Origin of the sequence: Geobacter hydrogenophilus (assembly GCF_018501225.1) — a bacterium.
Classification (GTDB): domain Bacteria; phylum Desulfobacterota; class Desulfuromonadia; order Geobacterales; family Geobacteraceae; genus Geobacter; species Geobacter hydrogenophilus.
The window spans coordinates 297181-320002 of the sequence record NZ_JAHCZI010000005.1; the positions used below are offsets into that span (position 1 = coordinate 297181).

Genomic DNA, 22822 nt, shown 5'->3' on the forward strand with positions numbered 1-22822 from the left:
TGCAGAAGAGGGAACATTATTGATGAATGTTCCCTCTTCTGCCGCCCTTACCTTTGGGGGTCGGCAGGGCCAGAGGTTTTGCTCCAAGGGATACTATTATGTCGTTCTCCAGAATGGGCTAAATCAAAAACTCCTTCTCTCTCCCACTCCGTATCACATTGGCATACTTCACCTTGAAGAGGGTTCTCGGCTTCCCCTGGAATTCCTCGACACGGCTGTCCAGCACCTCGAATTCGGCATCAATGTCAATCTCTCGCTTGTACTGAAACCTGTCCCACCGGACCTGGTCGATGACGTGAATTTTTTCGCCCTTTTTGCACGTTGCGATGAGCACCGGCACGGAGTCCCGCTCGTTGTTGTCCCAGAGATACGCCACATCGGCCTGGGGGAAAATTCTTTCGACAGAAGACGGCATGTCACGGTGGGCTTCCAGAAAGTCCTGAAAGCTCGGCCTCAATGATTCTCCAATGTCGGCGTGTTTATTCAGAAAGACCGTAAACGCGTTGTATTCTCCGGCCACATGCCGGGTCAGCGACCGTTTCCAGGCTTCGGTGGCCTGTGCCGTAAAAAAATTGCATTCAATGTAACGGCCTGCGTTGCGGCCAATCGAGATGTACTCCTCAGCCCTTTTCGACACGCAAAAAGGCCAATCCACCGTTACTCTCCCGGCATCGCCGTAAATTACCGCGGAGCGCTCGCGACCGTACACCATGCTCACATGATCCCTGACATCCTGTTCATGAACATCTCCGCGGGACCTCCCCGCTTCCTTGACGACCATTGCGTCGTAATCAAGATGCACGAACTCCCCGTTACCCTTGGCTTCATAGTTTGTTCGAATGTAGGTGGTTTTCCCCGATGCGGGCGGGCCGCCAACCAATTCCAGAATTTTTCCCATGATTTTCACCTCCTGCGAAAACCGGACGGGTGCCAGACGAGCCATCGAGATTCCTTGCCATGACTCCCTAATGGCAAGTGGCGTACCAAATACTCCGAGCCGCACAAAATATTGCAACTATTTGATAATATTGCATTGTCTAGATACAGCACACGGTAAAAAGGGGGTAAGGAGCCGTACCGTCGTTACCGTACGGTAACATAGTGGGAAAGAAGGGTTACCTCGTTCCTGCTCAAGGAAACGGGCAAAGGGGGAAAGGATGAGGCTCTTGCAAAACGTCGTGAGGAGGGCGGAATGCTAGACGCAAGCGAGCGAGGAAGCGAGGCGTACCCATAGGTACGTTGAGCTTTCGAGTGAGCGGCAACAACGCAGACCGCCCCCGCAATAGTTTTGCAAGAGCCTCGGATGAAAAAAGGCCGGAGCGTCCCCCGGCCAGAGAAAGGAGCACCCATGGCTGTAAGTGCTCGTCCACTGAAGGATGTATCGGACTGGCTATGCGGCGACCATGTGGCGGTCTATGCCGAGCTCCTCTTTTGAATATCCCAGGGCGAGGCCGATCATCTGGGAGAGGTGGAGGACCGGGATATTTCCGGCCACGGCACGTCCCGACAGAGCCCTGTCCTGGTAGGCATCGAGGGCGGTGTGACAGAGGGGACACGGGGTGACGATGTAGTCGGCCCCGGCCCGGAGCGCATCCTCAAGGGCGTTCCCCGTCATGGCGAGGGACTGCTTCTCCGCCACCAGGAGGGTATGGAAGCCGCAGCACTTGTTCCTGGAGCCGTACTCCACCAGGCTCCCGCCCACTGCCTCCACCAGGCGGTCCAGGGACGAGGGGGCGGCGGGGTTGTCCCTCCCCAGGAGGGAGGAGGGGCGCAGGATGTGACAGCCGTAGAACGGAGCGAACCGGACCCCCCAGAGGGGAGTGGTGACCTTGCCGGCGAGCCTCTCCAGCCCGTAATCCTCGTTGATGACCCAGAGGAGGTGCTTCACGTCGCTGGTCCCTTCATAGCGGAGCCCTTCGTCCGCCAGATGGGCATTCACCAGCTCCCGCTTCTCGGGGGAGGTGTCCAGGAGATGCTTGGCCCGGCGCAGGGTCAGGAGGCAGGTGCTGCAGGAGGTCACGAGATCGAGCCCCATTTTTTCCGCAAGGGCGATGTTACGCCCGTTGACGATGATGAAGTGGTCGGGGCTCACGTAATCGAGGTTGCTCCCACCGCAGCAGGTCCCGTTCTCCAGGTTCACCAGTTCGAGGTCCAGGTCCTTCTTCCACAGGTTGAGGGACTGGTCCACTTCCCTGGTCATGGACTCGTTGATGCAACTCAGGAAATATGCGTATCTCATAGGAACCTCGCTTTCACAACGTGCGTGCTGTTCACCCCCCTGCTCGCTCCGCTCACTTCCCCCCTACAGGGTAGGGGGGACTGAGGGGGGTCCTTCCGTGGCTCGGATTGCTTGCCTCAGCAGCATCCTCCCGGCTCGCCTCCAGGCGGCTGTAGATTTCGCTGACCCGGTCGATGTCGGGAATCGGCCGCACCCACAGGGGTGGCGTCCGACCCTTGAGCCCCATCTTCACCGCCAGGGGGACCATCCCGAGGCTCCCGATCATCCCCTTGGTGCGGAGCGGCAGGGTGACCTCCCTCAGCCTGCCGACGTCGCGGATGTCGTCGAAGAAGGCCTGGGCGTGGCGGGCCCCCTCGGAGTCGGTCATCCCCCGCTCGAAGGCTTCCTCCCGCAGGCGGTGGATGCCGTCCATGATCGGTATGTTCTTGGTGCAGTGCTCCATGCACTTGTGGCAGTGGGCACAGTCCCACAGGCCATGATCGGAGGAGACCCGCTCCAGCCGCTCACAGGCGAGGGTGTCGCGGGAGTCGTTGTTCATGCGGAACGCCTTCACGAGGACCGGCGGCGAGATGTAGCTCCGGTTCACCTCCATCATGCTGCACTCCGAGTAGCAGGAGCCGCAGAGAATGCAGTCCGATGCCGCGTTGATGGCCTCGAACTCCCCGTCGCTCACGATATGCTCTTTCCGCCCCATCTTCTCCTGGGGGATCGCCGGTTTCACCCAGCTGTAGTTCTCTTTCAGCTTGTCCATGATCGGGTTGATGTCCACCACCAGGTCCCGGACCACTTCCAGATTGTTCAGGGGCTCGATGAGGATCGTGTGTTCCCCGTCCCCCCCCAGCTCGTCCCAGACCTGGGTCGTGCAGGCAAGCTTCGAGACCCCGTTGATGCGGACCGCGCAGGAACCGCAGATCCCCGCCTGGCAGAAGGCCCGGAACGTGAGGCGCGGCTCCAGGTGCTCCTTGATGTGGTTCAGGGCGCGAAGGATGGTGATCCCCTTCTCGACGGCAATCCTGAAGTTGTCGTAGAAGGGAGTGCGGTCCACCTGGGGGTTGTAGCGGTAGATGCGGAATGAAACCTCTCGCCGTTCCATTAGTAACTCCTTGTCTCGAGGGAGTATTTCCCCATGGTTACCGGCTTGTGGCCGAGACGGATATCGCCGTCCCGCTCCATGGTGCAGAGGGAATGGAGGTGCCACGCTTGGTCGTCGCGCCGGGGGAAGTCCTCGCGGAAATGGGACCCCCTGCTCTCCTGCCGGGCCAGGGCGGTGAGGGCAACGCAGGAGGCCAGGTCGAGCATGTTCTTGAGCTCCAGGATCTGAATCAGGTTGGTGTTGTAGACGGTCCCCGTGTCGAAGAGCCGGATGCGCCGGAAGCGCTCCCGCAGGGCCAGGATCTCCTCCACTCCCTTGCGGAGCCTCCCTTCGACCCGGTAGATCCCCACGTTGTCCCCCATGGCCTTCCCCATCTCCTCCCTGAGAATGCCGTAACGCTCGTATCGCTCAGGATTTGCGTAGGACCTGATTTCGTCGGCCATCCCCGCAACCGCGCCCGGGGGTATCCCCAGGGCCTTGCGCCGGGGGGCCTCCTCGGCCGCCTCCTGCCCCGCCCGCTTCCCGAACACCAGGATGTCCAGGAGCGAGTTCCCCCCCAACCGGTTGGCCCCGTGCACGGAGACGCAGGCGCACTCTCCCACGGCGAAGACGCCGCGGACCGCGGTCTTTGCCATATGGGCGTCGATCCCCCCCATGGAGTAGTGGGCCGTGGGGCGGACCGGGATCGGCTCCGCGATGGGGTCCACCCCCTCGAAGTGCATGGAGAGTTCCCTGATCTGGGGGAGCTTTTTCTTGATGGCCTCGGCACCCAGGTGGCGCAGATCCAGCTCGATGTAGCTCCCGGCATCGCTCTCGAAGCCGTTTCCCTCGATGATCTCCGTCTCCATGGAGCGGGCCACCAGGTCCCGGGGCCCCAGCTCCATCTTCTGGGGGGCGTAGCGGACCATGAAGCGCTCGCCGTGGCGGTTGAGGAGGTACCCCCCTTCGCCCCGTGCCCCTTCCGTCACCAGGAGCCCGCTCTTGCGCAGGCCCGTCGGGTGGAACTGGATGAACTCCATGTCCTTCAGGGGAATGCCGGCCCGCAGGGCCGCGGCCTGGCCGTCGCCGGTGTTGCCGGCGGCGTTGCTGGAGCGGTTCCAGTACATCTTGGCATGGCCGCCGGTGGCCAGGATGACGACCGGAGCCACAAAGGCCTCGATGGCGCTGGTGGCCATGTTGAGGGTGACGACCCCCTGGCAGTCGCCGTCGGCATGCTCCAGGGAAAGGAGGAAGTACTCGTTGAAGAACGTGACCCCCCGGCGGAGACACTGCTCGAAGAGGGTATGGAGGAGGGTGTGGCCGGTCTTGTCGGCGCAGTAGCAGCAGCGGTCCTTCACCGTCCCCCCGAAGGGGCGCTGGGCGATGGTGCCGTCCGCAAACCGGGAGAACGGCGCTCCCAGGTTCTCCAGCTCCCGCACCACCGACGGGGCCTGGCCGCAGAGGTACTCCACGGCATCCTGGTCCGCAAGGTAATCGCTCCCCTTGACGGTGTCGAAGACATGGAGATCCACGGTGTCGTCCCGGTCCTTGTTCCCCAGGGCCGCGTTGACCCCCCCCTGGGCCGCGGAGGTGTGGGAGCGGGTCGGGTAGACCTTGGAGATGACGGCCACGGAGACCCGGGGGTTGGTGCGCACCGCCTCCAGGGCGGCGAACAGCCCCCCTCCCCCTGCGCCGACGATGACTATGTCGAATTTGTGCTCCATGACAGCCTCCCTTGCCTCGACTACGCTCTTGCTACAGGGCCACCTGGGCCACAGCCGGCAGATCCTCGACCGCCCGGAAAATCTCGATCTCGCTGATGATCCCCGCCAGCTCGTTCCCCCGGAGCACCACGAGCCGCCGGACGCCGAGCCGGTTCATCATCCGCAGCGCGTACTTCACCCGCATCGTCGGGTCGATGCTGTAGACCGGCTTGGTCATGATGTCGTGCACCTGGGTGTTCCAGATGTCGCGGTAGATGTTCTCCCCCGGGTCGATGACCTTGCCGAGGATGTCCCGCACCGTGAGGATGCCGTACACGTCGTCCTCGTTACGGGGCTGGACGACGAGGCTCGCAACCTTCCTGGCCTTGATGAGCTGAATCGCCTGGGCCACGGTCCGGCTCCCGTCAATGGTGACCACGTCTCGCTGCATGTACTCGGATACGGGGGTGTTGCGGATTTTTTTCAGGGCCTCCATGGAGCCACCTCCATTTGGAATGTGTTGTGGGTTCCAGCTATCACCCCCCTGCTCGCGTTGCTCGCTTCCCCCCTACAGGGTAGGGGGGACTGAGGGGGGTCTTTCTTACGCCAGGTACACCAGTTCACCGGGATTGGTGCGGCAGTCGAGATCCTGTCCCCGGCTCAGGTGGTCGGCGATCTCTGCCGACACCCCTGCCATCCGGCCGTAGAGGAACATGGTGAAGACGATCTCCTGGGCCTCCTGGCCGCCGATCTCGCCGTCACGGAGCTGCTTCCAGAGGAGGTCCAGGGCGATGCAGGCGATGACCGCATCGACGTTGACGCAGTAGACGTTGCCCGTTAGCCCCTCGGCGTGGAGCTCCGTGACCAGGTGGTGGTAGAACTCCAGGAAGGGATTGACGATCCCCTTCCCCTTGAGGAGGTCACGGATGAAGACCTCCCGGGGGTCATGGTTCACGGGCTTGTCGCGGAACACCGGGTGGTTGATGCACGGGATCCGCTCCGTCACCCCTTCGATCTTCGCCTTCTTCTTCCGGACCACGAAATCCTGGGTCGCTCGGGCTGCCAGCCCCTTGAGGGCCGGGTCCAGCTCCGCCGGGGTTCCCTGGTACGGGTCGGTCTCCGAGAAGATGTCCAGGAGATAGCTCACCGATTCGAAGCCGTTCCCCCCGTGGGCCAGTCCGGTGTTGGCCAGGAAGCCGGCATAGGCCGTGGCGATGTGGTTGCGGGCGCTGATGCTTTCCTTGGCCCCCTTGGCGCTGAGGGTTCCCGGGCCGTTGGTGACGGTCAGGTTGAGGAGCCCGTTGAAGGTGAAGAGCTCCTGCCCGTCCGGGACCCGGTTGAAGAGCACCTGGAAGCAGGTGGAGGCGAAGTCGGCGGAGAGAACCGTCGGGTCCATGAGCGCGTGGAGCTTCTGCCAGAAGGGATTCCGCTCCGGGTTCACGGGGGAGACCCCCACGATGATCCCGTTGAGCCCCAGGTAGGTTCCGAGGTCCTGGGCAACCTCCCGGGCGATGCGGCGCTCCGCCAGGGGTTTCCAGGCGAGCCCCAGGAGGATGGCGGAGACGAGGAGCGTGAAGGAATCAACGGGCTCTCCCTCGGCCCGGCGCTTATCGGCACAGGCCTGGGCGAAGCGGGTCAGGATCGTCTCCTGGCCGTGGGTCCGGAGCAGTGCCCCGAAATACTCCGCCAGCTGTTCCGAACGGGGGTCCTCCACGGCGGCGGGGAATCCCTCGCCGTCGCTGCATGCCTTCTCGATGAGCTCCTCATTGATGGAGAGATCTCCCCCGGTCTCGTGGAAGAACCGGTCGATGAGCCAAGAGCTCGTGGCCCGCAGCGACTCGAAGAGGGGGTTGTTGCCGGCCAGGAGCACCTCGGCGCCGATGGAGGCGTTGGGGGTGCAGCCGTTGGCCCTCCCCCGGGCCACGGTGGCGATGTTCTCGCTCCCCCGGGCCGCGAACCAGTTGAGGAGCGGGTTGATGACGGCCATCTGGCCGGCGTCGGGCATGGTCTTCAGGACCGAGTAGACAGTCACGGCGCCGAAGGGCTCCTCGATGAGGTCCAGGAGCTTGCGGCCATGGAGCGAGATGGTGAAGTCGGCCGGATCGATGGCGCTGGCACCGGAGCGGTTGCGCATGGGTTCCCGCATGATGCGGGCCCCCACCAGCCGGTTGAACTTCTCGATCTCCTCCCCGTAGGGGGCGATGGCCCGCACCGGATGCATCCGGAGCTGCTGGGGCATGGTCAGGTCCTGATCGTTCACGAACCACGGCTTGAGGCTCAGGTCCCCCGTGGAGGGGAAGTCGGGATTCTCGCCCATGAGCTCCATGCAGGCGGTGACCGCCTCGGGCACATCCTGGATGGTCCCGATCCGGACCCCCCGCTTGGAGACCTCCGGCCGTTCCGGGTCAAAGACCGGCACCCCGAAGAAATCGTCGAACCAGATCTCCTTGGCCTCGGCGTCGTCGCCGCTCCCCGCCATGGCTCCGGCGTGGCCGCAGGAGCGGGTGAGATTCTTCTTCCACCGCCCGGTCACGCAGGCGATGATCGGCTTGGTCAGCTTGAAGCGCCCCTCGCTGATCCAGTCCAGGGCCTGCTTCTCGTAGTATCCCCCCGGCTCCACGTAGACCACGATGGCCTTGGTGCGGGGATCGTTCTCGGCGCAGTAGAGGAATTCCGCCAGGGCGAAATGGATGTAGACGTCCTTGCCGCTGCTGAGGATGGTGGAAGTGCCGAACCCGGCGGTCTTCAGGTACTCGGAGATGGTGGTGCTGAAGTTGCCGGAGTTGCTGTAGATGGCGACGCTCCCCTTCCGGAGGCTCTGGGTGGGGACGTCCCCCCCAAGGGCGCCGCCGATCCGCACCTGGTCCCAGGAGTTGGCGATTCCCAGGGTGTTGGCCCCGATCACGTCCACCTTGGCGTTCTGGCAGCCGTAGCGGATCAGGCGCGAATCTCGGGCCGAGACCTTTTCGGTCACGATGACGATCCGCTTCAGATTGACGTTGCGGGCGCACATCTCCGACACCGCGTGGGAAACGGCGCTGGGGGGGAGGTAGATCACGCCGGTGTCGAAATGGATGCCGGCCCTGATGACGTCGGAGATGCTGCCGAAGACCGGGATGTCCCCCACGGGGGTCTCGAAGGTTCCGCTGGACTCGCCGTACTGGACTCCGGCCACCACGTTCCCGCCGCTGTAGGCGTGGGACACGGGAGTGACGAGGGAGCTCTCGGTCCCCCGGATGTTCATGATGCAGACCCGGGAATGCTTGTTGGCCAGCTCGTGGAGCGACTGGACGCCGACGTGGTAGGGAAAGGGATTATTTTGATAGTTCATTGCGCTGTCTCCTTCGTGAAGTCGTTCCGTACCCCGGCGCCCTTCACGCCGCTATGACATTGAAGTGCTTCGGTGCCATGGCGACAGGTTTCGGCTGAAAAAACGTGTCGATCTCCATGGAGTGCTGCAGGACGCTCATCATGCTGCTGTCATGGCCGAAGAAGCGGTAGGGGACCCGGAGGCCGTCGAGGACGTCCCTGCCGTAGACCATCCCCTCCACCACCATGGGGCCGCCCCGCCCCGCCACCACGAAGACGTTGGGGTTCAGGCGGATATGCTCCCGCAGCGAATCGAAGATCGCCTTGAAGGTGGTGAAGATGTTGGTGTTGTTGGCCCGCCCCCCGATGAGAAGCACCACGTTGGCCTGGGGAAGCCAGTGCTTGAAGGTGATGTCGGCAATGGCCCTGATCTTCTCGTAGGGGGGGTTGCCGCCGAAGTCGGAGGAGATGATGGCCCGGTCCCCCAGGATCTCCGTGGCCGCGCTGTTGGCCCCGCCGCCGAAGATGAAGGGGAGGATCGTCCCCTTGGGGTTCACTTCGGTCACGTCGCTCTGCCCCTGGTGGGTCCGCAGGACGTTTATCTCCGACTCGAACTGGGTGATGGTGGTGGAGAAAATCTCCTCCGGGTAACCGAGCCGCTTCCAGGCCGGGTTGTCCTGGTCGAAGGAGGCCTTGATGTCGCAGGCGAAGGGGACGTAGCGCCCCTTTACCTTCCCCATCCGGATCGGGTTCAGCTCCAGGGTGGTGAGCCCGTAGTTGTCATAGACCTGCCAGAGCTTCGGCAGATGCTGCACGAGGGAGCTGATGTACTGGGGGGGGCACTTCAGCTCCCGCAGGGCGTCGTTGATATGGAACGACTTCACGCCGGTGACCGGGTTGAAGACGATGGTCCGCTTGTCCTCGGGGGGGACGTCCTCCACGTCGACCCCCCCCTTGGTGGTCAGGAGGAGGACCGGCATCCGGTATTCGCTCGACTCGGAGATACTCACATAGATCTCGATGTCCGATGCCACGTACCCCTCAAAGGTCACGCCGCAGGCCTGGACCTCGCGGTTCCCCTGGTGATGGACGGCAAAGAAGAGGTCACGCTTGGCAACCATCGCATCGAACACGTTGCTGACGATACGAACCAGGCCGGCCTTTCCCTTTTTCCCCACGCCGCCAAGGAACACCGGCTTGACAATGCACTTGCCGCCGTGGGATGCGATAAGTTCATTGATCTCATCGTGGGAAGCATCCTCTGTCAGAACCTGTGACACGGGAAACTCCACCAGATCGAGCAGCCTTCTTCCATACTTTAGTCCTGTCAACTGCATAGAGACCTCCTCATGCCCTTTGTTAACATCGCTCAGCTTGTGATAGTGCTGCATCGGCTGCAGCCAACGGCTCTTCCGTATTTCGACAGTCTGGCCACGGTCCTGATACAGAGAGCAGGCAGCAGACCGTGCATCCGGAAGAGCAGGTTGCCGATATAATGGCAATCGGCATACCAAAAGAGCCGAACGGCATAAAAAATTTTAACTATTCAATTTTTCGGGATTTTTTCAGAGCACTCGCTGCCAGGGGGTACTGGCGGGCACACGCCGATGTTTCCATAGCGTAACGTGGCGGGTGAGAAGGGTTACGTGAATTCGGATGATTCGCGTTCTTTCCTATGGCTCGAAATGGGGTACATTTGTAGGGGCGCTGCTTGCCGCGCCCGGCGGCACGACATTTGAATCGTAGAAGCAACAACAGGAGTGCAACCATCACCCGGGGGAACGAAATCATGGCGGAACGAGAACTGTTCTGGAAGGCGGACAATCAGGCCGCGCGGCTGAACGAGCTGATGACCCTGGACCCGGCCCTGAAGGATATCCCGCTGCGGCGCGATGTCCGCTCCCTCGGGAGGTTGCTGGGTGAGGTAATAAAGGATCAGGCGGGGCCGGCTGCCTACGACGCCGAGGAAGAGCTCCGCCGGCTGGCCATCAGCCATCGGGCACTCGCCGACCAGGAGGAAGCGGTCCTCGACAACCCCGCCGAGCAGGAGCTCCAGAAACGGGCCGTCAGGATCGTGGGAAAGATGACCGTGGCCGAGGCCTATCAGATCGTCAAGGCCTTCGGGACCTTCTTCGAGCTCACCAACCTGGCGGAAACCAACCACCGCATGCGCCGGCGCCGGGCCACGCAGCTCTCCCCCGACGCCCCCGTGAAGCCCGGCTCCCTGCTGGGCACCCTGATGCGGATGCGAGACGGGGGAATAACCGCCGAAAAGGCCCTCGATCTGCTGCGACAGGTGGAGATCATGCCGGTCTTCACCGCCCACCCGACGGAAGTGGCGCGACGCGTGGTCCTCTTCAAGCGGCGCCGGATCGCCCGGGAGCTGGCGGGGCTCGACCTCCTCCCCCTGACCGGCGACGAGGCGGACCGGCGGCAGGAGGCCATTTTCGCGGAGATTACCGCCCTCTGGCAGACGGACGAGGTGCGCCGCCGCCCCCAGGGGGTGGCCGACGAAATCAGGATGGGGCTCGACCACTATCCCGGCTCCCTCATGGCGCCCCTGGCGGGCCTCTATGAAGAGATGGCCGAAGATTTCCGCCAGGTCTACGGCGCGGACCTCCCCGATGCCGCCTTCCCCACCGTGATCCGCTTCGGCTCCTGGATCGGCGGGGACCGGGACGGCAACCCCAACGTGACGGACGGCTCCACCCGGCACGCCTTGGAATCGGCCCGGCAGATGATTCTCGCCCGCTATCTGGACGGGGTCGAGGAACTGAAGGAACTGCTCACGCCGTCAACCAACCGGGTGGCGGTCTCGCCACAACTCCGGGAGGCCTTGGAGCGCTACGTCGCCGCCCTGGCCGGAGCCGCCGCGGAAACCGGCATCTACCCCGAGTGCGAGCCGTACCGGAAATTCCTCCGGTGTGTCCACCACCGCCTCATGCAGACCCGCGACGGGGAAGACCACCCCGACGCCTATCCCGATGCCGGAGCCTTCGCCGCCGACCTCATGCTGGTGCGCACAAGCCTCGCCCAGGGGAAAGGGGAGCGGCTGGCCCGCCGGTACGTGGACCCGCTCCTGCGGCAGGTGGAGACCTTCGGCTTCCATCTCCACACCCTCGACATCAGGCAGCATGCCCGGATCCATGCCCGAGCCGTGGCAGAGCTTGCCGCCGGCGCCGGCAGCTGCGGGGAGGGGGTCCACCCCCTCCCTCCCCCACCATCCGCCGAGACCACCGAACTCCTCGACACCCTCCGGGCCGTGGCAAAGCTGAAGCAGCGCTACTCCCCCAAATCGATCAGGAGCTACGTCATCAGCGGCGCCTCCTCAGCCCGGGACACCCTCTCCCTCATCTGGCTCATGGAGCTCTGCGGCATCCGCGTGGCCGCATCGCCGGACGGGAAAGACCCGGGGGTGATGCCGGTCCCCCTCTTCGAATCCATCGAAGACCTGCGCAACGCGCCGGGGATCTGCCGCAGCCTCTGGTGCTCGCCCGAATACGGGCCGTTTCTCGATTCGTGGGGACGCCGGCAGGAGGTGATGCTCGGCTATTCGGATTCCAACAAGGACGGGGGGATGTTCACGAGTACCTGGGAGATTCACAAGGCCCACCGTGATCTCCAGCGGGTGGCCCGGGAGTGCGGGGTGCGCCTGCGCCTCTTCCACGGCCGCGGCGGCACCGTGGGGAGGGGGGGCGGCCCCACCCACCGGGCCATCATCGCCCAGCCGGCCGACGGCTTCTCCGGCGCCCTCAAGATCACCGAACAGGGGGAGGTCATCAACTGGAAATACTCCGACCCGTCCCTGGCGAAACGGAACCTGGAGCTGATGGTGGCCGCCTCCCTGGAGACCCTTGCCCGCGCCGGCCTCGTGGAGACACGGCCCGAACCCGCCTGGGAGGAGGCCCTGGAGGAGATGTCGGGGAGCGCCTTCGCCTTCTACCGGGAGCGGATCACCGGCAACCCCGATATCCTCCCCTACTTCGAGCAGGCCACGCCGGTCCTGGAATTCGAGCTGGCGAAGATCGGCTCCCGCCCCGCGCGCCGGAGCAGGAGCCGGGACATAGCGGAGCTGCGGGCCATCCCCTGGGGCTTCGGCTGGATACAGAGCCGCCACGTGATACCGGGGTGGTTCGGGGTCGGCTTCGCCCTGGATCGCTTCGCCGCCGGAGGGGAGGAGCGGATGGAGCTCCTCAGGTCCATGATGGGGCGCTTCCCCTTCTTCTTCGACCTGATCAGGAACGTGGAGCTGGCCCTCACCAAGGTGGACCTCCCCCTGGCCCGGCTCTACGCGTCGCTGGTGACCGACGCGGACGTCCGAGAGCGGGTTTTCACCATGATTGTAGAGGAATACCAACGGACCCGGCGGATGGTGCTGGCGGTCACGGGCCAGGCGCGTCTTCTGGAAAAGAACCCGGCCCTGACCGCTTCACTCAGGCTGCGGAACCCCTACATCGACCCCCTGAGCATGATCCAGATCGAGCTGCTACGGCGCAAGCGCGCAGGGGAAGAGAGCGACGAGCTGAACTACGTCCTGGCGGCCACCATCAACGGCATTGCCGCGGGGCTGAGGAACACGGGGTAACGGGGACCGGAGGGAAACGAGAGCAGGTTACACCGCTCTCCCGGCCTCACCTTCGGCAATCTCCAGGATCTCCCGGTAAATGGCGATCATGACCCCTGCCTCACACCATTTCCGGGCAGCATGGCAGAGAAGCGAGCCGGCATGAACCAGCGTGCCGGCAAAAACCGCTATTCCGGCAGGCCGCAACTCTTCCGAATTCATCAGGTAGCAACTGGCCGCGCCTACCGCAAGCATGGACAGAAACCACGCCAGTTCCGGCCCTTTCAACGGGTTCCCCATGACCTTGAGATAGTCGATGTAGTAACATAGCAACCCCTCCACCTTTTTCATGAATTCAGCCAGATCGTCTCCCCCGTACTTCAGGTACGCGTAGGAGAGGAATCGTGTCGCGGCTGGCTGCTTTCCCTTGTTCATCCGTTCATGGACATATTTGTCGATCGCTTCGTCAATGGCAGTCACGTTCATGGCCCTGTTCCTCAACGTTCCGTTCGGTTTCACGGGAAAAGGAAAGGCCACTTCCCGTCAGCGAAGTGGCCTTGTTGCGTTAGTGTCTAGTCGAGATAGTCGGAACCATTACTGAACCATCCTATGGCTGGTCGCGTTATCGGATCACAGACCTTTCCCGGGTCATCGGTCCGTGCCCCGCAGTGACCGCACTCCACCCTGACCGTGCCGGACCTGTGGGGCTCGCCGTTACTCTTCAGGCTGCACAGATGTTTGTCGTGATGTTTGCTCCCGCACATGCATTACCTCCTGTAATGGTTCGATACGTCCCTGTTCGAACAGCGATCAGAGGCCGCGGAACACCAGGACCGGCCTCACCCTTCCGTTTAGCAAGGAGCCTACCAAAAGGGTAAAAAGCCACGGATTTCCGCAACTGACTATTTTTGTACGATTTTTTCAGACAGGGATGTTCAGGAGGGAACGGCCTGATTCAAAGAGTATTACGTATGGGTAACATGCGGGGAGAAACGGTAACATTACCCCCCGCGGACCACGACAATCGGATCCCCCGGCTTCACCACCCCGCCGGTGATGACCCTGGCGAAGATCCCTTCCTTGGGCATGACGCAGTCGCCGGCCTGGTGGTAGATGGCGCAGCGGGTGTGGCACTCCTTGCCGATCTGGGTCACCTCCAGGAGCGTTTCCCCCACCGCGAGCCGCGTCCCGATCGGCAGCGCGGGAAGGTCGATCCCCTCGGTGGTGATGTTCTCGGCAAAGTCGCCGCTGTCCACGTCGAGCCCCATCTTGCGCATCTTCTCGATGCTCTCCGCGGCCAGGAGGCTCACCTGCCGGTGCCACTCCCCCGCGTGGGCATCGCCCACAATGCCGTGGTTCTCCCGAAGCTCCACGCTCACCACCGGCGTCTTCCGCTCACCCTTGTTCTCGCTGATGCAGACGGCTATCACTTTTGCAGACATATGAACCTCACGGTTAGTAACGTAGTCCTACCCACCAATCTTCGCCATGGAGAAGGCCGCATGCTCCGCCTTCTCCCCGTCCATTCCGTGCCGTGCAGGCTTGCATCCCACCAGCCGCCGCAGGGCATCCTCCAGCACCGCCGGGGCGTTCTCCCCCAGGAACGGCTTCAGGTCGAGCCCCTCGTCGGAAAAGAGGCAGCTCTTGGCCATGCCGGTGGAGGTGACGCGGATCCGGTTGCATTCGCCGCAGAAGTGCCCCGAAACAGCGGAGATGACCCCGATGGTTCCGGCGGCGCCGCGGATGCGGAAATCCCGCGACGGGCCGGCCATGGCCCCCCTTTCCACCGGCTCCAGCTCGTGGCTGGCGGCTATCCGGTCGAGAACCTCCTGGGCCGGGATGCAGAGCCGCTGCCAGTTCTCCTCCCGGGTGGCCGGCATGTATTCGATGAAGCGGACCGTGTAGGGGTGGTCGAGGGTGAGGCGGGCGAAATCCACCACCTCGTCGTCGTTTACCCCGCGCATCACCACCATGTTGATCTTCGGGGGGGGGAAGCCGGCAACCATGGCCGCGTCGATGCCGGCCAGGACCCGCTCCACATTGCCGGTGCGGGTGATGTCGCGGAACGTCTCGGGCTTCAGGGAATCGAGGCTGATGTTGAGGCGCTGGACCCCGGCCCGGCGCAGATCCTCCGCCATCTCCGGCAGGAGGATGCCGTTGGTGGTAAGGACCAGCTGCCGCAGTCCCGGCAGCGCCGCGATTCCAGCCAGGAACGGCACGATCCCCCTGCGGACCAGGGGCTCACCGCCGGTGATCCGGATCTTCTCGATGCCGATGGCCACCGCGGCCCGGGCAATCAGGGAGAGTTCCTCGTAGGAGAGGATTTCGCCGTGGCCCAACATCTCCACCCCCTCGGCCGGCATGCAGTAGCGGCAACGGAGGTTGCAGCGGTCGGTGACCGAGAGGCGGAGGTAGTTGATTCTCCGGCCATGGCTGTCAATGAGTTTCATCGGCTTCCTCGATCTACCGTCAACCGGGCCTACTTCCCGGAAAGGAACGTCCGCTCCACGAAATCGGCCACTTGGGCCGGATCGTTCAGGTCCAGGACCGGCACGTCCAGCTCCAGGGACTCGTCACTGACCACGGCCACAAGGGTCGGGTCGTTTTCCTCGCCCCGGCAGAGGAGCGTGGTGCTCCGCTCCTTCCGGTGGACCTCGATCTTGGGCAGGCCGCTCTTCTTGAACCCCTCGGTCAGGACGATGTCCATGTCGCCGAAGTAGGTTTCGAGGAGTTCGTCGACGGATGGTGCTGCCTCATGCTTCTTCACCATTGCCAGCTTCTCCGGCGAGGCGATGAGCATGGTGTCGGCCCCGGCCGCGGTGAGACGGTGGGAATCCTTCCCCGGATGGTCGATGTCGAACCGGTGGGCATCGTGCTTGATGACCCCAACCCGATGGCCCCGACCCTTCAGCTCCGCAATCACCTTTTCGAGCAGGGTCGTCTTCCCGGTCCCCGATTTTGCCACGAACGACAGCGCCTTGATCGCCATCACTTCCTCCCTGTATCGAATGGTTTCAAACTCCTCCGGGGTGTTGACGTTCACGAAGGTCCGTCCCGGCGTCACCAGGTCAGCCAGCTCCGTCTGCTCCACGTAGCGGGTCCGCACCTCGGGGTAGAAATCGTAGATCCGGTAGTTCCCCTCCCGGAGCATCCGTTCCATGGCCGGGAGGCAGCCGGTGCCGTAGACGGCGAAGAGGGGGTCGATTCCACCGACGGTGCGGGGCACCACCACGTCGAACCCCTCCCGCAGGGAGCAGAGCCGCGCGACCACCTGCGGGTCGGGCCAGGGCACATCGCAGGCCGAGACGAAAACATACGGCGTGCCGGACCGGACTAAGCCGGTATAAAGCCCGCCCAGGGCGCTTCCGGGATGGATGTCGGGAAACACCGGCAGGCCGTAGCATGCGAAGCGCTCGCCGCGATCGCCCACGAGCAGTGTCCGGGTGAATACTGGCCGGAAGGCGTCAATGACCCGCTCCACGAGAGGTTTGCCCCCAAGGGGGATGAGCGCCTTGTCGCGCCCCATGCGGCGGCTCCGGCCGCCGACGAGGATCACGCCGGCGACGTCTGACAGGGGCCGGATATCCATGGTGAAATTGTAAAGGGGGGAACGGGGGGAGTCAAAGGTATTTTCCCTCGTCGCCTCCAACATTACCACCAGTACTTGGGATACTGCCGGTGGTGGACGATGCTGTTGGTGAAAAAAGGGGGCGAGGAGGCCGTCCCCCCCGCCCCCTCATCTTGCGGGAGAGCTGCACGATCCGACGCTTCATCGGCCGTTTCCTTCCCACGTCGGAGGGGAGTCCGTCTTGCGGACAAGGGCAACGACCGCCACGAGCCCCCAGCAGAGGGCGTGTGCTGCAATGATATATTCCACCTAGCCGTTCCTCTCCGCCTCGTGCCGCTCCAGCTCCGCCAGCCGCTCCTTCATGGCCTTTTCCTTCTGCCAGCGTTCGGTCACGTCGCGGATGATGGCGCCGCTGCCGGCCATGGCCCCCTCGCAGTCGCGCACGAGCGCCATGGAAAACTCGGTGGAGATGCGGCTGCCTGAGTTGCACAGGGCCGGCGCCGACAGGAGCTTTGTCCCGTAGTGGGTCTCTCCTGTTTCCATGACCCTGCGGTACCCTTCCCAGTGCCGGGCCTGGAGGTTCTCGGGGATGATGAGATCCAGGGACTGTCCAACCGCCTCGGCGGCGGTGAAGCCGAACATCCGCTCGGCCCCGGGGCTCCAGATCCGGACAATTCCTTCCCGGTCGGCGAATATGACGGCGTCGGGGACTCCTTCGGCGATGAGGCGCAAGAGCTTGTCGTTCGTTGTGTCTGTCATGGGACCACCTCCTGTTTTTGCTACCTTACGTGAGAATACGGTACCTGTTCCTTGACCTGCGTCAAGTCCGGAGGTTTTGTCGCTGTCAGATCGAGCAGGGGGATAATCCCGTCAGCCTGTCAATGGCTCAGGTATGGCACCATTGGAATGAGCCTGCGATAGTCGTCGGCGGAAAGGGAACTGTTCCAGTGGCCGGTGGCCATGCCGGTGCCGATGCCGGCGGCGAAGAGGAGCACCACCAGGGCCGGAAAGGCCCAGGCGGGAAGGGGCCGGCGCCAGAAAGGGGGCGCCATGCGGAGCACGTCCCGCTCGGGGCAGCTGGCCACGCAGGTGAGGCAGCCGGTACACTCGGCGGAGCGGACCGTTTCCTTCTCATGAACCGGAAGCCCGGATGGGCAGGCCCGGCTGCAGCCGCGGCAGCCGGTGCACCCGGCCGCATCGCGCCGAACCTTGAAGGGGCTCAGGAAGCTCGCCACCCCCAGGAGCGCGCCATAGGGGCAGAGGTAGCGGCACCAGGCATTTTTGTAAAGGAGCGACAGGCCGGTCAGAATGGCAAGAATCACCACCGTCGTGGCCGACATTTGGGTGAAGAAGTGGAGCATTTTCACATCGCTCACGGCCCAGTAGGGGGCATCGAGAAAGGCCGAAAGGGCCAGGGCCGGCATGTCGATGAGGATAAGCTTCACAAAGAAGAGCAGGAGGAGGTACTTCACCCCCCGCAGAGCGACGTCGAGCCAGGGCCAGACGCGGAAGTTGCGCCCGAGGAGGCGTCGCCCCAGCTTCCAGGCAGCCTCCGAAAGGGTCCCCACCGGGCAGAGCCAGGAGCAGAACGATTTTTTCGCCACAAGGCTCATGCCGACAATGGTGAGGAAGATGACCAGCGCCGCCGGGTGGACCGGGTTGACGGTCCCCGTGGCGAGCCAGAGCTTCGTGCTGGCCAGGGCGCCGATGGGAAGGAACCCCTCCACTCCCGGCGGCCGGGTGACCAGCGGGGTGGCTCCCCCCGTCTCGAAGTGGCGGACAAAGGCGCCGAAGCGGATGCCGATGACGACTATCCAGGCGAAAAAGCCCCACTGGACCAGGTTGCGCCAGGCGTGGATGCGTGGCTGGGAATGCGGTTCGTTCATTGGTGGCACCTCTCTTCTTGTCGTGGCCTCGATCGAACAAAGCCCCAAAGTCTTTGACGATTACTCTCTCGTTTTCCGTTAGAACACAAACTGGGGCAACACCGCAGACCAGCCCCACAGCAGCTTCGCACGAGCCTCACTTATTTTTCCATTAGCCGCTTTGACATAAGTCAAGAGGAAGGAATTCAGCGTTGCGAGGCAAGAATGGGAAGCTATACTGTTAGTTAAAAATAATTACAGTTCGCACATAACCAAAAAGGAGGTGAACGATATGGGATCGACCGGAACCGGAAACCAGGCCATCTACCTGGCGACCGGCGTACTGATCGCGGCAGCGGTGGGGCTCTTCGTGCTTTTCGGCCCGCCGAAGTTGCTGGCCAAGTCTGACACCCCCGACTTCTGCGTGGGATGCCACCCCATGGAGCACGAGTATGAGGCATGGGTCCACACCGGTGCCCATCGGCGGGTCAAGTGCGTCGACTGTCACCTCCCCAATGAGAACCTCGCGGTGCACTACATCTGGAAATCCATCGATGGCGCGAAAGACGCCCTCTTCTTCTATTCGGGGCATGTGCCTGAGATCATCAGGCTCTCGGCCCACGGAGAAGAGGTGCTCCAGAGGAACTGCGTCCGCTGCCACGACACCACCGTGACCCACATCGACTCCGAACGCCAATGCTGGAAATGCCACCGCCGCGTCTCCCACACACGGAGCGGGGCCATGGAAACCTTATAGGAGGCTCTACGATGAGACGACTGACCCCTGTAGCACTGATGATCGCGCTGGCTGCCACGGCAACCCTGTTGGCCCTTGGGGGGTGCGCCCCCGAGAAAGCCCAGCCGGTAAAGACGGTCCAGATCCCCGACGGCGAAATCGATCCAGCCGTCTGGGGCAAGGCCTATCCCACCGAGTATGAAATGTGGAAAAAGACCGAGGAGCCGACCCCCGCGGGCAAGAGCAAGTACAAGCGGGGCTTCGACGCCGACAAGATCACCTACGACAAGCTTTCCGAATTTCCCTACATGGCGCTCCTCTTCAACGGCTGGGGATTCGGCATCGCCTACAACGAGCCCCGGGGCCACGCCAACATGGTGCGGGACCAGTTGGAGATCGACGCTGCCCGGGTCAAGGCCGGAGGCGTCTGCCTTACCTGCAAGACCCCTTACGCCCCTAAGCTCCAGAAGGAAATGGCGGCCGACTACTACAAGAAACCCTTCAAGGATGTCCTTGGCCAAATCCCCGAAAAGTATAAGACCCTGGGGGTGGCCTGCATCGACTGCCACGACAACAAGGATATGACTTTGAAGATCTCCCGCGGCTTTACCCTCGGGGAAGCCCTGAAAACCATGGGAGTCGACCAGGCAAAACTAAGCCGCCAGGAGATGCGGAGCCTCGTCTGCGCCCAGTGCCACGTCACCTACAACATCCCCAAGGATGCCGAGAAGAAGTCGGTGGGGGTCTACTTCCCCTGGCAGGGGAGCAAGATGGGGAACATCTCCGTCGAGAACATCATCAAGCAGATCCGCAGCGATGCCAGCGTCGGCGAGTGGACGCAAACGGTCACGGGCTTCAAGATGGGCTTTATCCGCCATCCCGAGTATGAGCTCTTCTCCAACAACAGCGTCCACTGGAAGGCCGGGGCAGCCTGCACCGACTGCCATATGCCCTACACCCGGGTCGGGGCCTTCAAGGTTTCGGACCACCGGGTCATGAGCCCCTTGAAGAGTGACATGAAGGCCTGCATGCAGTGCCACACCGAGAAGCCCGAATGGCTCCGGGATCAGGTCTTCGCCATCCAGGATCGGATCGTCTCCCTCATGCTCCGCTCAGGCTACGCTACCGCCACCGTGGCCAAGCTCTTCGAGAAGGTCCATGCCGTCCAGGCGGAGGGTAAGCAGATCGACAAGGCCCTCTACGACAAGGCGAAGGACCTCTACGAGGAGGCCTTCTACCGCTGTGTCTTCATCGGCGCCGAGAACTCCGTCGGCTTCCACAACCCAACCGAGGCCATGCGGGTGCTGGGCGACGCCACCGCCTTCGCCACCAAGGCCGAGGCCCTGCTCCGCCAGGCACTGGCCAAGGCCGGCGTCGACGTCCCCCTTACCGTCAACCTGGAACTGAACAAGTACCTGGAGAACCGGGGCGAGCATAAGCTCCATTTCGATCCCAAGGTAGAGATCAAGGACCCCTACGGCGTGCAGGTGCGGTTCTGATCCGTCGCTGACGCGACCATAGGCAATGAACACAGAGGCCGTCCGGATATTCCGGGCGGTCTTTGCGTTTCCCGATATGTTCCGCCTGAAGGTCCCGTTTGACAGCTTGGCAACAGGGGATAAACTTGTTGTGCTTCAGACGAAATGGAGGACGATATGCGGAAAATTAGCTACGGAGTCGTTGTGCTGTGGATGCTGTTGTGTTCGGGGACCCCTGCCTCGGCCCAGGTGAGCATCGGCATCGGCCTGCCCCACGTAAGCATCGGGATCAACCTGCCGCTGTACCCGGAGCTTGTGCCGGTGCCGGGCTACCCGGTCTATTACGCGCCGCGGGTGGCTGCCAACTATTTTTTCTACGACGGCTTGTACTGGATTTATCTGGACGATGACTGGTATGCCAGTTACTGGTACAACGGCCCCTGGTGGATTGTGGAGCCGGACGTGATTCCGGTCTACATCCTCCGTATTCCCGTGCGCTACTACCGGCATCCCCCACCCTATTTTCGCGGATGGCGTCAGGATGCGCCCCCCCGCTGGGGTACACACTGGGGCCGCGAATGGGAGCAGCATCGACGAGGATGGGACAAGTGGAAGCGAAGCTCCGCCCCCTCCCGCGCCCCGCTGCCTGTCTACCAGCGGCAGTATTCGGGAGATCGATATCCTACGGTGGAGCAGCAGCAGGCGATACGCCGCGAACATTATCGTTACCAGCCGCGCGACAAGGCGGTCCGCCAGCACTTCCAGCCACGGGGAGAACAACAAGCTTCCCCCCCTGCCCAGCGGGGGAGGGAGGAAGAACGTCGAATAAGAACCCCGAAGCAGCAAAGAGAACAAAAAGCTCCCGTGCCTGCCCAGAAGGGAAGGCAGGAAGAACGGCGGATAAGGGCCCCGGAACAGCAGGGCGAATCTAATGCCCCCCGCTCGCAGCAGCCGCATCGGCCTCCTCAGGAGCGAGGCTCTGCAGGCCGGGAGCAAAGGAGACTGCCAGAAGGGGCACAGCAGGAGCGGCAGGCACCGCGGTCCCATGGCGAGGAGCAGAGAATACAGAGGGAGCAGCCGCAGGAAAGAGGCCAAGGACAGGAACGCCGGCAGATGAGAGAGGAAGAACGGGGCCGGTGACGCTGCATGGGAGCCCCGGCTTGTTGCTTATGAGTCGTGCCGAGGACAAAAAAAGCCACCCTTGACCGGGTGGCTTTTTTTGTCTGCCTCACTGCTGGTACGACTTAATCATCATTGTGATCATAGTCGGGACGGAAAATTACGTTCCGGACGACCGTGCTGCGGTTACCTGCCTCATCCGTGGCAATTACGGTAATGGCATACAGCTTGGGAGTGGTAAACACGAGGCGCTGCTTGAATACGCCATCATCGACTTCAGGTGCGTAGCTCTTGCCGTCCATCATGATCTTGACGGTCACTTTCTCGGAGTCCACGACTTTCCCGGTCAGGACCAGGTACGGATACTTGGTGGTAATGTCCTGATTGGGGAAGGTGATCGCAAGCGCGAGGTTGCTGCTCCCGCCGCTGAAGGTTACCGTCCGCTTGGCCGTCGTGCTGTTGCCGGCCAGATCGGTGGCGCTGATGGTAATGGTGTTCACGCCGTTCACCAGGTAAACGGTGGCGCTATACGAGGTGCCGCTGATGACCGCGGATTGCGGAGAGCCGCCATTGACGCTGACCTTGACGGTGGAGGTTTCGTTGATGGTGCCGTTCAGGGTGATGAACGACTGGGTGGTCGTGCTGTTGTCGGCCGGCGCGGAGACCGTCAGAACCGGCGCGGTCGGGTCATAGGTAATGGTGCGGGTATCGGTCTTCTGGGTGCCTGCATTGTCAGTGGCGATGACCGTTACCGTATTGGCACCGGACTTGAGTGACAGCGCATAGCTGAAGGAACCATCAGGATTGACGGTTACGGCTTGGCCGTTGACGGTTATGGACTTGATGCCGGCTGCGTCAGTGGCGGTACCGCTGATATTCAGAGTCCCCTTGTTGGTGTACGAACCGTTAGCCAAGGCGGAAATCGTCAGGGTGAGGTTCGCAGGAGCAACCGTAATACTCACGCTGGCGCTCTTGGAAAGAGACACGTTCCCCGTTGCGTCCTTGGCCCAGGCGTAGAAGGTGACGTTGCCGGCTGCGGCTGCTGTCACGCTCGTCGGGGCAGTGGCTGTCCAGCCGGTGGCAGAGGCTGCCGGCGCGGTGGCGCTCATGGTGATCAGGTAGCCGGTGACGCCGACGTTGTCGGTGGCGGTGAAGGAGCTGACCGCAAC

The 22822-nt window shown here is 62.9% G+C and carries 18 protein-coding genes and 1 pseudogene; 4 read left to right on the top strand and 15 right to left on the bottom strand.

Annotated features, from left to right (window positions below; genetic code table 11):
- Nucleotides 1-118 precede the first annotated feature (118 nt).
- From KI811_RS11105 to KI811_RS11135, 7 genes are all read right to left on the bottom strand, one after another.
- On the bottom strand, nucleotides 119-898 hold the full coding sequence (locus tag KI811_RS11105; RefSeq protein ID WP_246551659.1) for an AAA family ATPase: 780 nt from the start codon (nucleotides 896-898) through the stop codon (nucleotides 119-121).
- A gap of 492 nt (nucleotides 899-1390) precedes the next feature.
- Nucleotides 1391-2239, bottom strand: a complete 849-nt coding sequence (locus KI811_RS11110) for a CoB--CoM heterodisulfide reductase iron-sulfur subunit B family protein (protein WP_214186536.1) — start codon at nucleotides 2237-2239, stop codon at nucleotides 1391-1393.
- 52 nt (nucleotides 2240-2291) lie between these two features.
- On the bottom strand, nucleotides 2292-3332 hold the full coding sequence (locus KI811_RS11115; protein ID WP_246551661.1) for a succinate dehydrogenase/fumarate reductase iron-sulfur subunit: 1041 nt from the start codon (nucleotides 3330-3332) through the stop codon (nucleotides 2292-2294).
- Entirely contained in the window at nucleotides 3332-5035 is a 1704-nt protein-coding gene (locus KI811_RS11120; RefSeq protein ID WP_214186537.1) for an FAD-dependent oxidoreductase, read from the bottom strand. The genes KI811_RS11115 and KI811_RS11120 overlap by 1 nt, the downstream gene beginning before the upstream one ends.
- Nucleotides 5036-5066: 31 nt before the next feature.
- Nucleotides 5067-5510: a CBS domain-containing protein gene (locus KI811_RS11125; RefSeq protein WP_214186538.1), complete on the bottom strand. Its 444-nt coding sequence runs from the start codon at nucleotides 5508-5510 to the stop codon at nucleotides 5067-5069.
- 105 nt (nucleotides 5511-5615) lie between these two features.
- Complete coding sequence (locus tag KI811_RS11130; protein WP_214186539.1) at nucleotides 5616-8345, bottom strand: CoA-binding protein; 2730 nt, start codon at nucleotides 8343-8345, stop codon at nucleotides 5616-5618.
- A 43-nt stretch (nucleotides 8346-8388) separates the two neighbouring features.
- Entirely contained in the window at nucleotides 8389-9660 is a 1272-nt protein-coding gene (locus tag KI811_RS11135; RefSeq protein ID WP_214186540.1) for an ATP-grasp domain-containing protein, read from the bottom strand.
- Nucleotides 9661-10112: 452 nt separating this feature from the next.
- Here KI811_RS11135 and ppc point away from each other — a divergent pair, with 452 nt between their 5' ends.
- Nucleotides 10113-12908, top strand: coding sequence for a phosphoenolpyruvate carboxylase (gene ppc / locus KI811_RS11140; protein WP_214186541.1), 2796 nt, complete (start codon nucleotides 10113-10115; stop codon nucleotides 12906-12908).
- Between the two features lie 27 nt (nucleotides 12909-12935).
- Here ppc and KI811_RS11145 read toward each other — a convergent pair whose 3' ends face one another.
- From KI811_RS11145 to KI811_RS11175, 7 genes are all read right to left on the bottom strand, one after another.
- Nucleotides 12936-13373 (bottom strand): GSU0071 family protein, encoded by a 438-nt coding sequence (locus KI811_RS11145; RefSeq protein WP_214186542.1) that lies wholly within the window; start codon nucleotides 13371-13373, stop codon nucleotides 12936-12938.
- A gap of 86 nt (nucleotides 13374-13459) precedes the next feature.
- On the bottom strand, nucleotides 13460-13651 hold the full coding sequence (locus KI811_RS11150) for a hypothetical protein (RefSeq protein ID WP_214186543.1): 192 nt from the start codon (nucleotides 13649-13651) through the stop codon (nucleotides 13460-13462).
- Between the two features lie 237 nt (nucleotides 13652-13888).
- Nucleotides 13889-14329, bottom strand: a complete 441-nt coding sequence (locus KI811_RS11155; RefSeq protein ID WP_214186544.1) for an MOSC domain-containing protein — start codon at nucleotides 14327-14329, stop codon at nucleotides 13889-13891.
- Nucleotides 14330-14356: 27 nt separating this feature from the next.
- A complete protein-coding gene (gene moaA / locus KI811_RS11160) occupies nucleotides 14357-15337 on the bottom strand; it encodes a GTP 3',8-cyclase MoaA (protein ID WP_214186545.1) in 981 nt (326 codons plus the stop codon).
- A gap of 29 nt (nucleotides 15338-15366) precedes the next feature.
- Entirely contained in the window at nucleotides 15367-16539 is a 1173-nt protein-coding gene (mobAB, locus tag KI811_RS11165; RefSeq protein WP_343213598.1) for a bifunctional molybdenum cofactor guanylyltransferase MobA/molybdopterin-guanine dinucleotide biosynthesis adaptor protein MobB, read from the bottom strand.
- A 225-nt stretch (nucleotides 16540-16764) separates the two neighbouring features.
- Entirely contained in the window at nucleotides 16765-17214 is a 450-nt protein-coding gene (locus tag KI811_RS11170; protein ID WP_214186546.1) for a PAS domain-containing protein, read from the bottom strand.
- A gap of 119 nt (nucleotides 17215-17333) precedes the next feature.
- Nucleotides 17334-18341 carry a 4Fe-4S binding protein gene (locus tag KI811_RS11175; protein WP_214186547.1) on the bottom strand — a complete coding sequence of 336 codons (1008 nt, stop codon included), beginning with the start codon at nucleotides 18339-18341 and terminating at the stop codon, nucleotides 17334-17336.
- A 271-nt stretch (nucleotides 18342-18612) separates the two neighbouring features.
- Here KI811_RS11175 and nrfH point away from each other — a divergent pair, with 271 nt between their 5' ends.
- The 3 genes from nrfH to KI811_RS11190 all read left to right on the top strand — a co-directional run bounded on the left by nrfH (nucleotide 18613) and on the right by KI811_RS11190 (nucleotide 21674).
- Nucleotides 18613-19077 (top strand): cytochrome c nitrite reductase small subunit, encoded by a 465-nt coding sequence (nrfH, locus tag KI811_RS11180; protein ID WP_214186548.1) that lies wholly within the window; start codon nucleotides 18613-18615, stop codon nucleotides 19075-19077.
- 11 nt (nucleotides 19078-19088) lie between these two features.
- Nucleotides 19089-20555, top strand: coding sequence for an ammonia-forming cytochrome c nitrite reductase subunit c552 (locus KI811_RS11185; protein ID WP_214186549.1), 1467 nt, complete (start codon nucleotides 19089-19091; stop codon nucleotides 20553-20555).
- Between the two features lie 156 nt (nucleotides 20556-20711).
- Nucleotides 20712-21674, top strand: coding sequence for a hypothetical protein (locus tag KI811_RS11190; protein WP_214186550.1), 963 nt, complete (start codon nucleotides 20712-20714; stop codon nucleotides 21672-21674).
- 104 nt (nucleotides 21675-21778) lie between these two features.
- Here the strand turns inward: KI811_RS11190 and KI811_RS11195 are convergent.
- Nucleotides 21779-22822: pseudogene (locus tag KI811_RS11195) on the bottom strand (hypothetical protein); the annotation flags it as partial.

Excerpts from the sequence above, each read along its gene's own strand:
- KI811_RS11105 (WP_246551659.1), bottom strand. The coding sequence starts at position 898 with ATGGGAAAAATTCTGGAATTGGTTGGCGGCCCGCCCGCATCGGGGAAA.
- KI811_RS11110 (WP_214186536.1), bottom strand. The coding sequence starts at position 2,239 with ATGAGATACGCATATTTCCTGAGTTGCATCAACGAGTCCATGACCAGG.
- KI811_RS11115 (WP_246551661.1), bottom strand. The coding sequence starts at position 3,332 with ATGGAACGGCGAGAGGTTTCATTCCGCATCTACCGCTACAACCCCCAG.
- KI811_RS11120 (WP_214186537.1), bottom strand. The coding sequence starts at position 5,035 with ATGGAGCACAAATTCGACATAGTCATCGTCGGCGCAGGGGGAGGGGGG.
- KI811_RS11125 (WP_214186538.1), bottom strand. The coding sequence starts at position 5,510 with ATGGAGGCCCTGAAAAAAATCCGCAACACCCCCGTATCCGAGTACATG.
- KI811_RS11130 (WP_214186539.1), bottom strand. The coding sequence starts at position 8,345 with ATGAACTATCAAAATAATCCCTTTCCCTACCACGTCGGCGTCCAGTCG.
- KI811_RS11135 (WP_214186540.1), bottom strand. The coding sequence starts at position 9,660 with ATGCAGTTGACAGGACTAAAGTATGGAAGAAGGCTGCTCGATCTGGTG.
- ppc (WP_214186541.1), top strand. The coding sequence starts at position 10,113 with ATGGCGGAACGAGAACTGTTCTGGAAGGCGGACAATCAGGCCGCGCGG.
- KI811_RS11145 (WP_214186542.1), bottom strand. The coding sequence starts at position 13,373 with ATGAACGTGACTGCCATTGACGAAGCGATCGACAAATATGTCCATGAA.
- KI811_RS11150 (WP_214186543.1), bottom strand. The coding sequence starts at position 13,651 with ATGTGCGGGAGCAAACATCACGACAAACATCTGTGCAGCCTGAAGAGT.
- KI811_RS11155 (WP_214186544.1), bottom strand. The coding sequence starts at position 14,329 with ATGTCTGCAAAAGTGATAGCCGTCTGCATCAGCGAGAACAAGGGTGAG.
- moaA (WP_214186545.1), bottom strand. The coding sequence starts at position 15,337 with ATGAAACTCATTGACAGCCATGGCCGGAGAATCAACTACCTCCGCCTC.
- mobAB (WP_343213598.1), bottom strand. The coding sequence starts at position 16,539 with ATGTTGGAGGCGACGAGGGAAAATACCTTTGACTCCCCCCGTTCCCCC.
- KI811_RS11170 (WP_214186546.1), bottom strand. The coding sequence starts at position 17,214 with ATGACAGACACAACGAACGACAAGCTCTTGCGCCTCATCGCCGAAGGA.
- KI811_RS11175 (WP_214186547.1), bottom strand. The coding sequence starts at position 18,341 with ATGAACGAACCGCATTCCCAGCCACGCATCCACGCCTGGCGCAACCTG.
- nrfH (WP_214186548.1), top strand. The coding sequence starts at position 18,613 with ATGGGATCGACCGGAACCGGAAACCAGGCCATCTACCTGGCGACCGGC.
- KI811_RS11185 (WP_214186549.1), top strand. The coding sequence starts at position 19,089 with ATGAGACGACTGACCCCTGTAGCACTGATGATCGCGCTGGCTGCCACG.
- KI811_RS11190 (WP_214186550.1), top strand. The coding sequence starts at position 20,712 with ATGCGGAAAATTAGCTACGGAGTCGTTGTGCTGTGGATGCTGTTGTGT.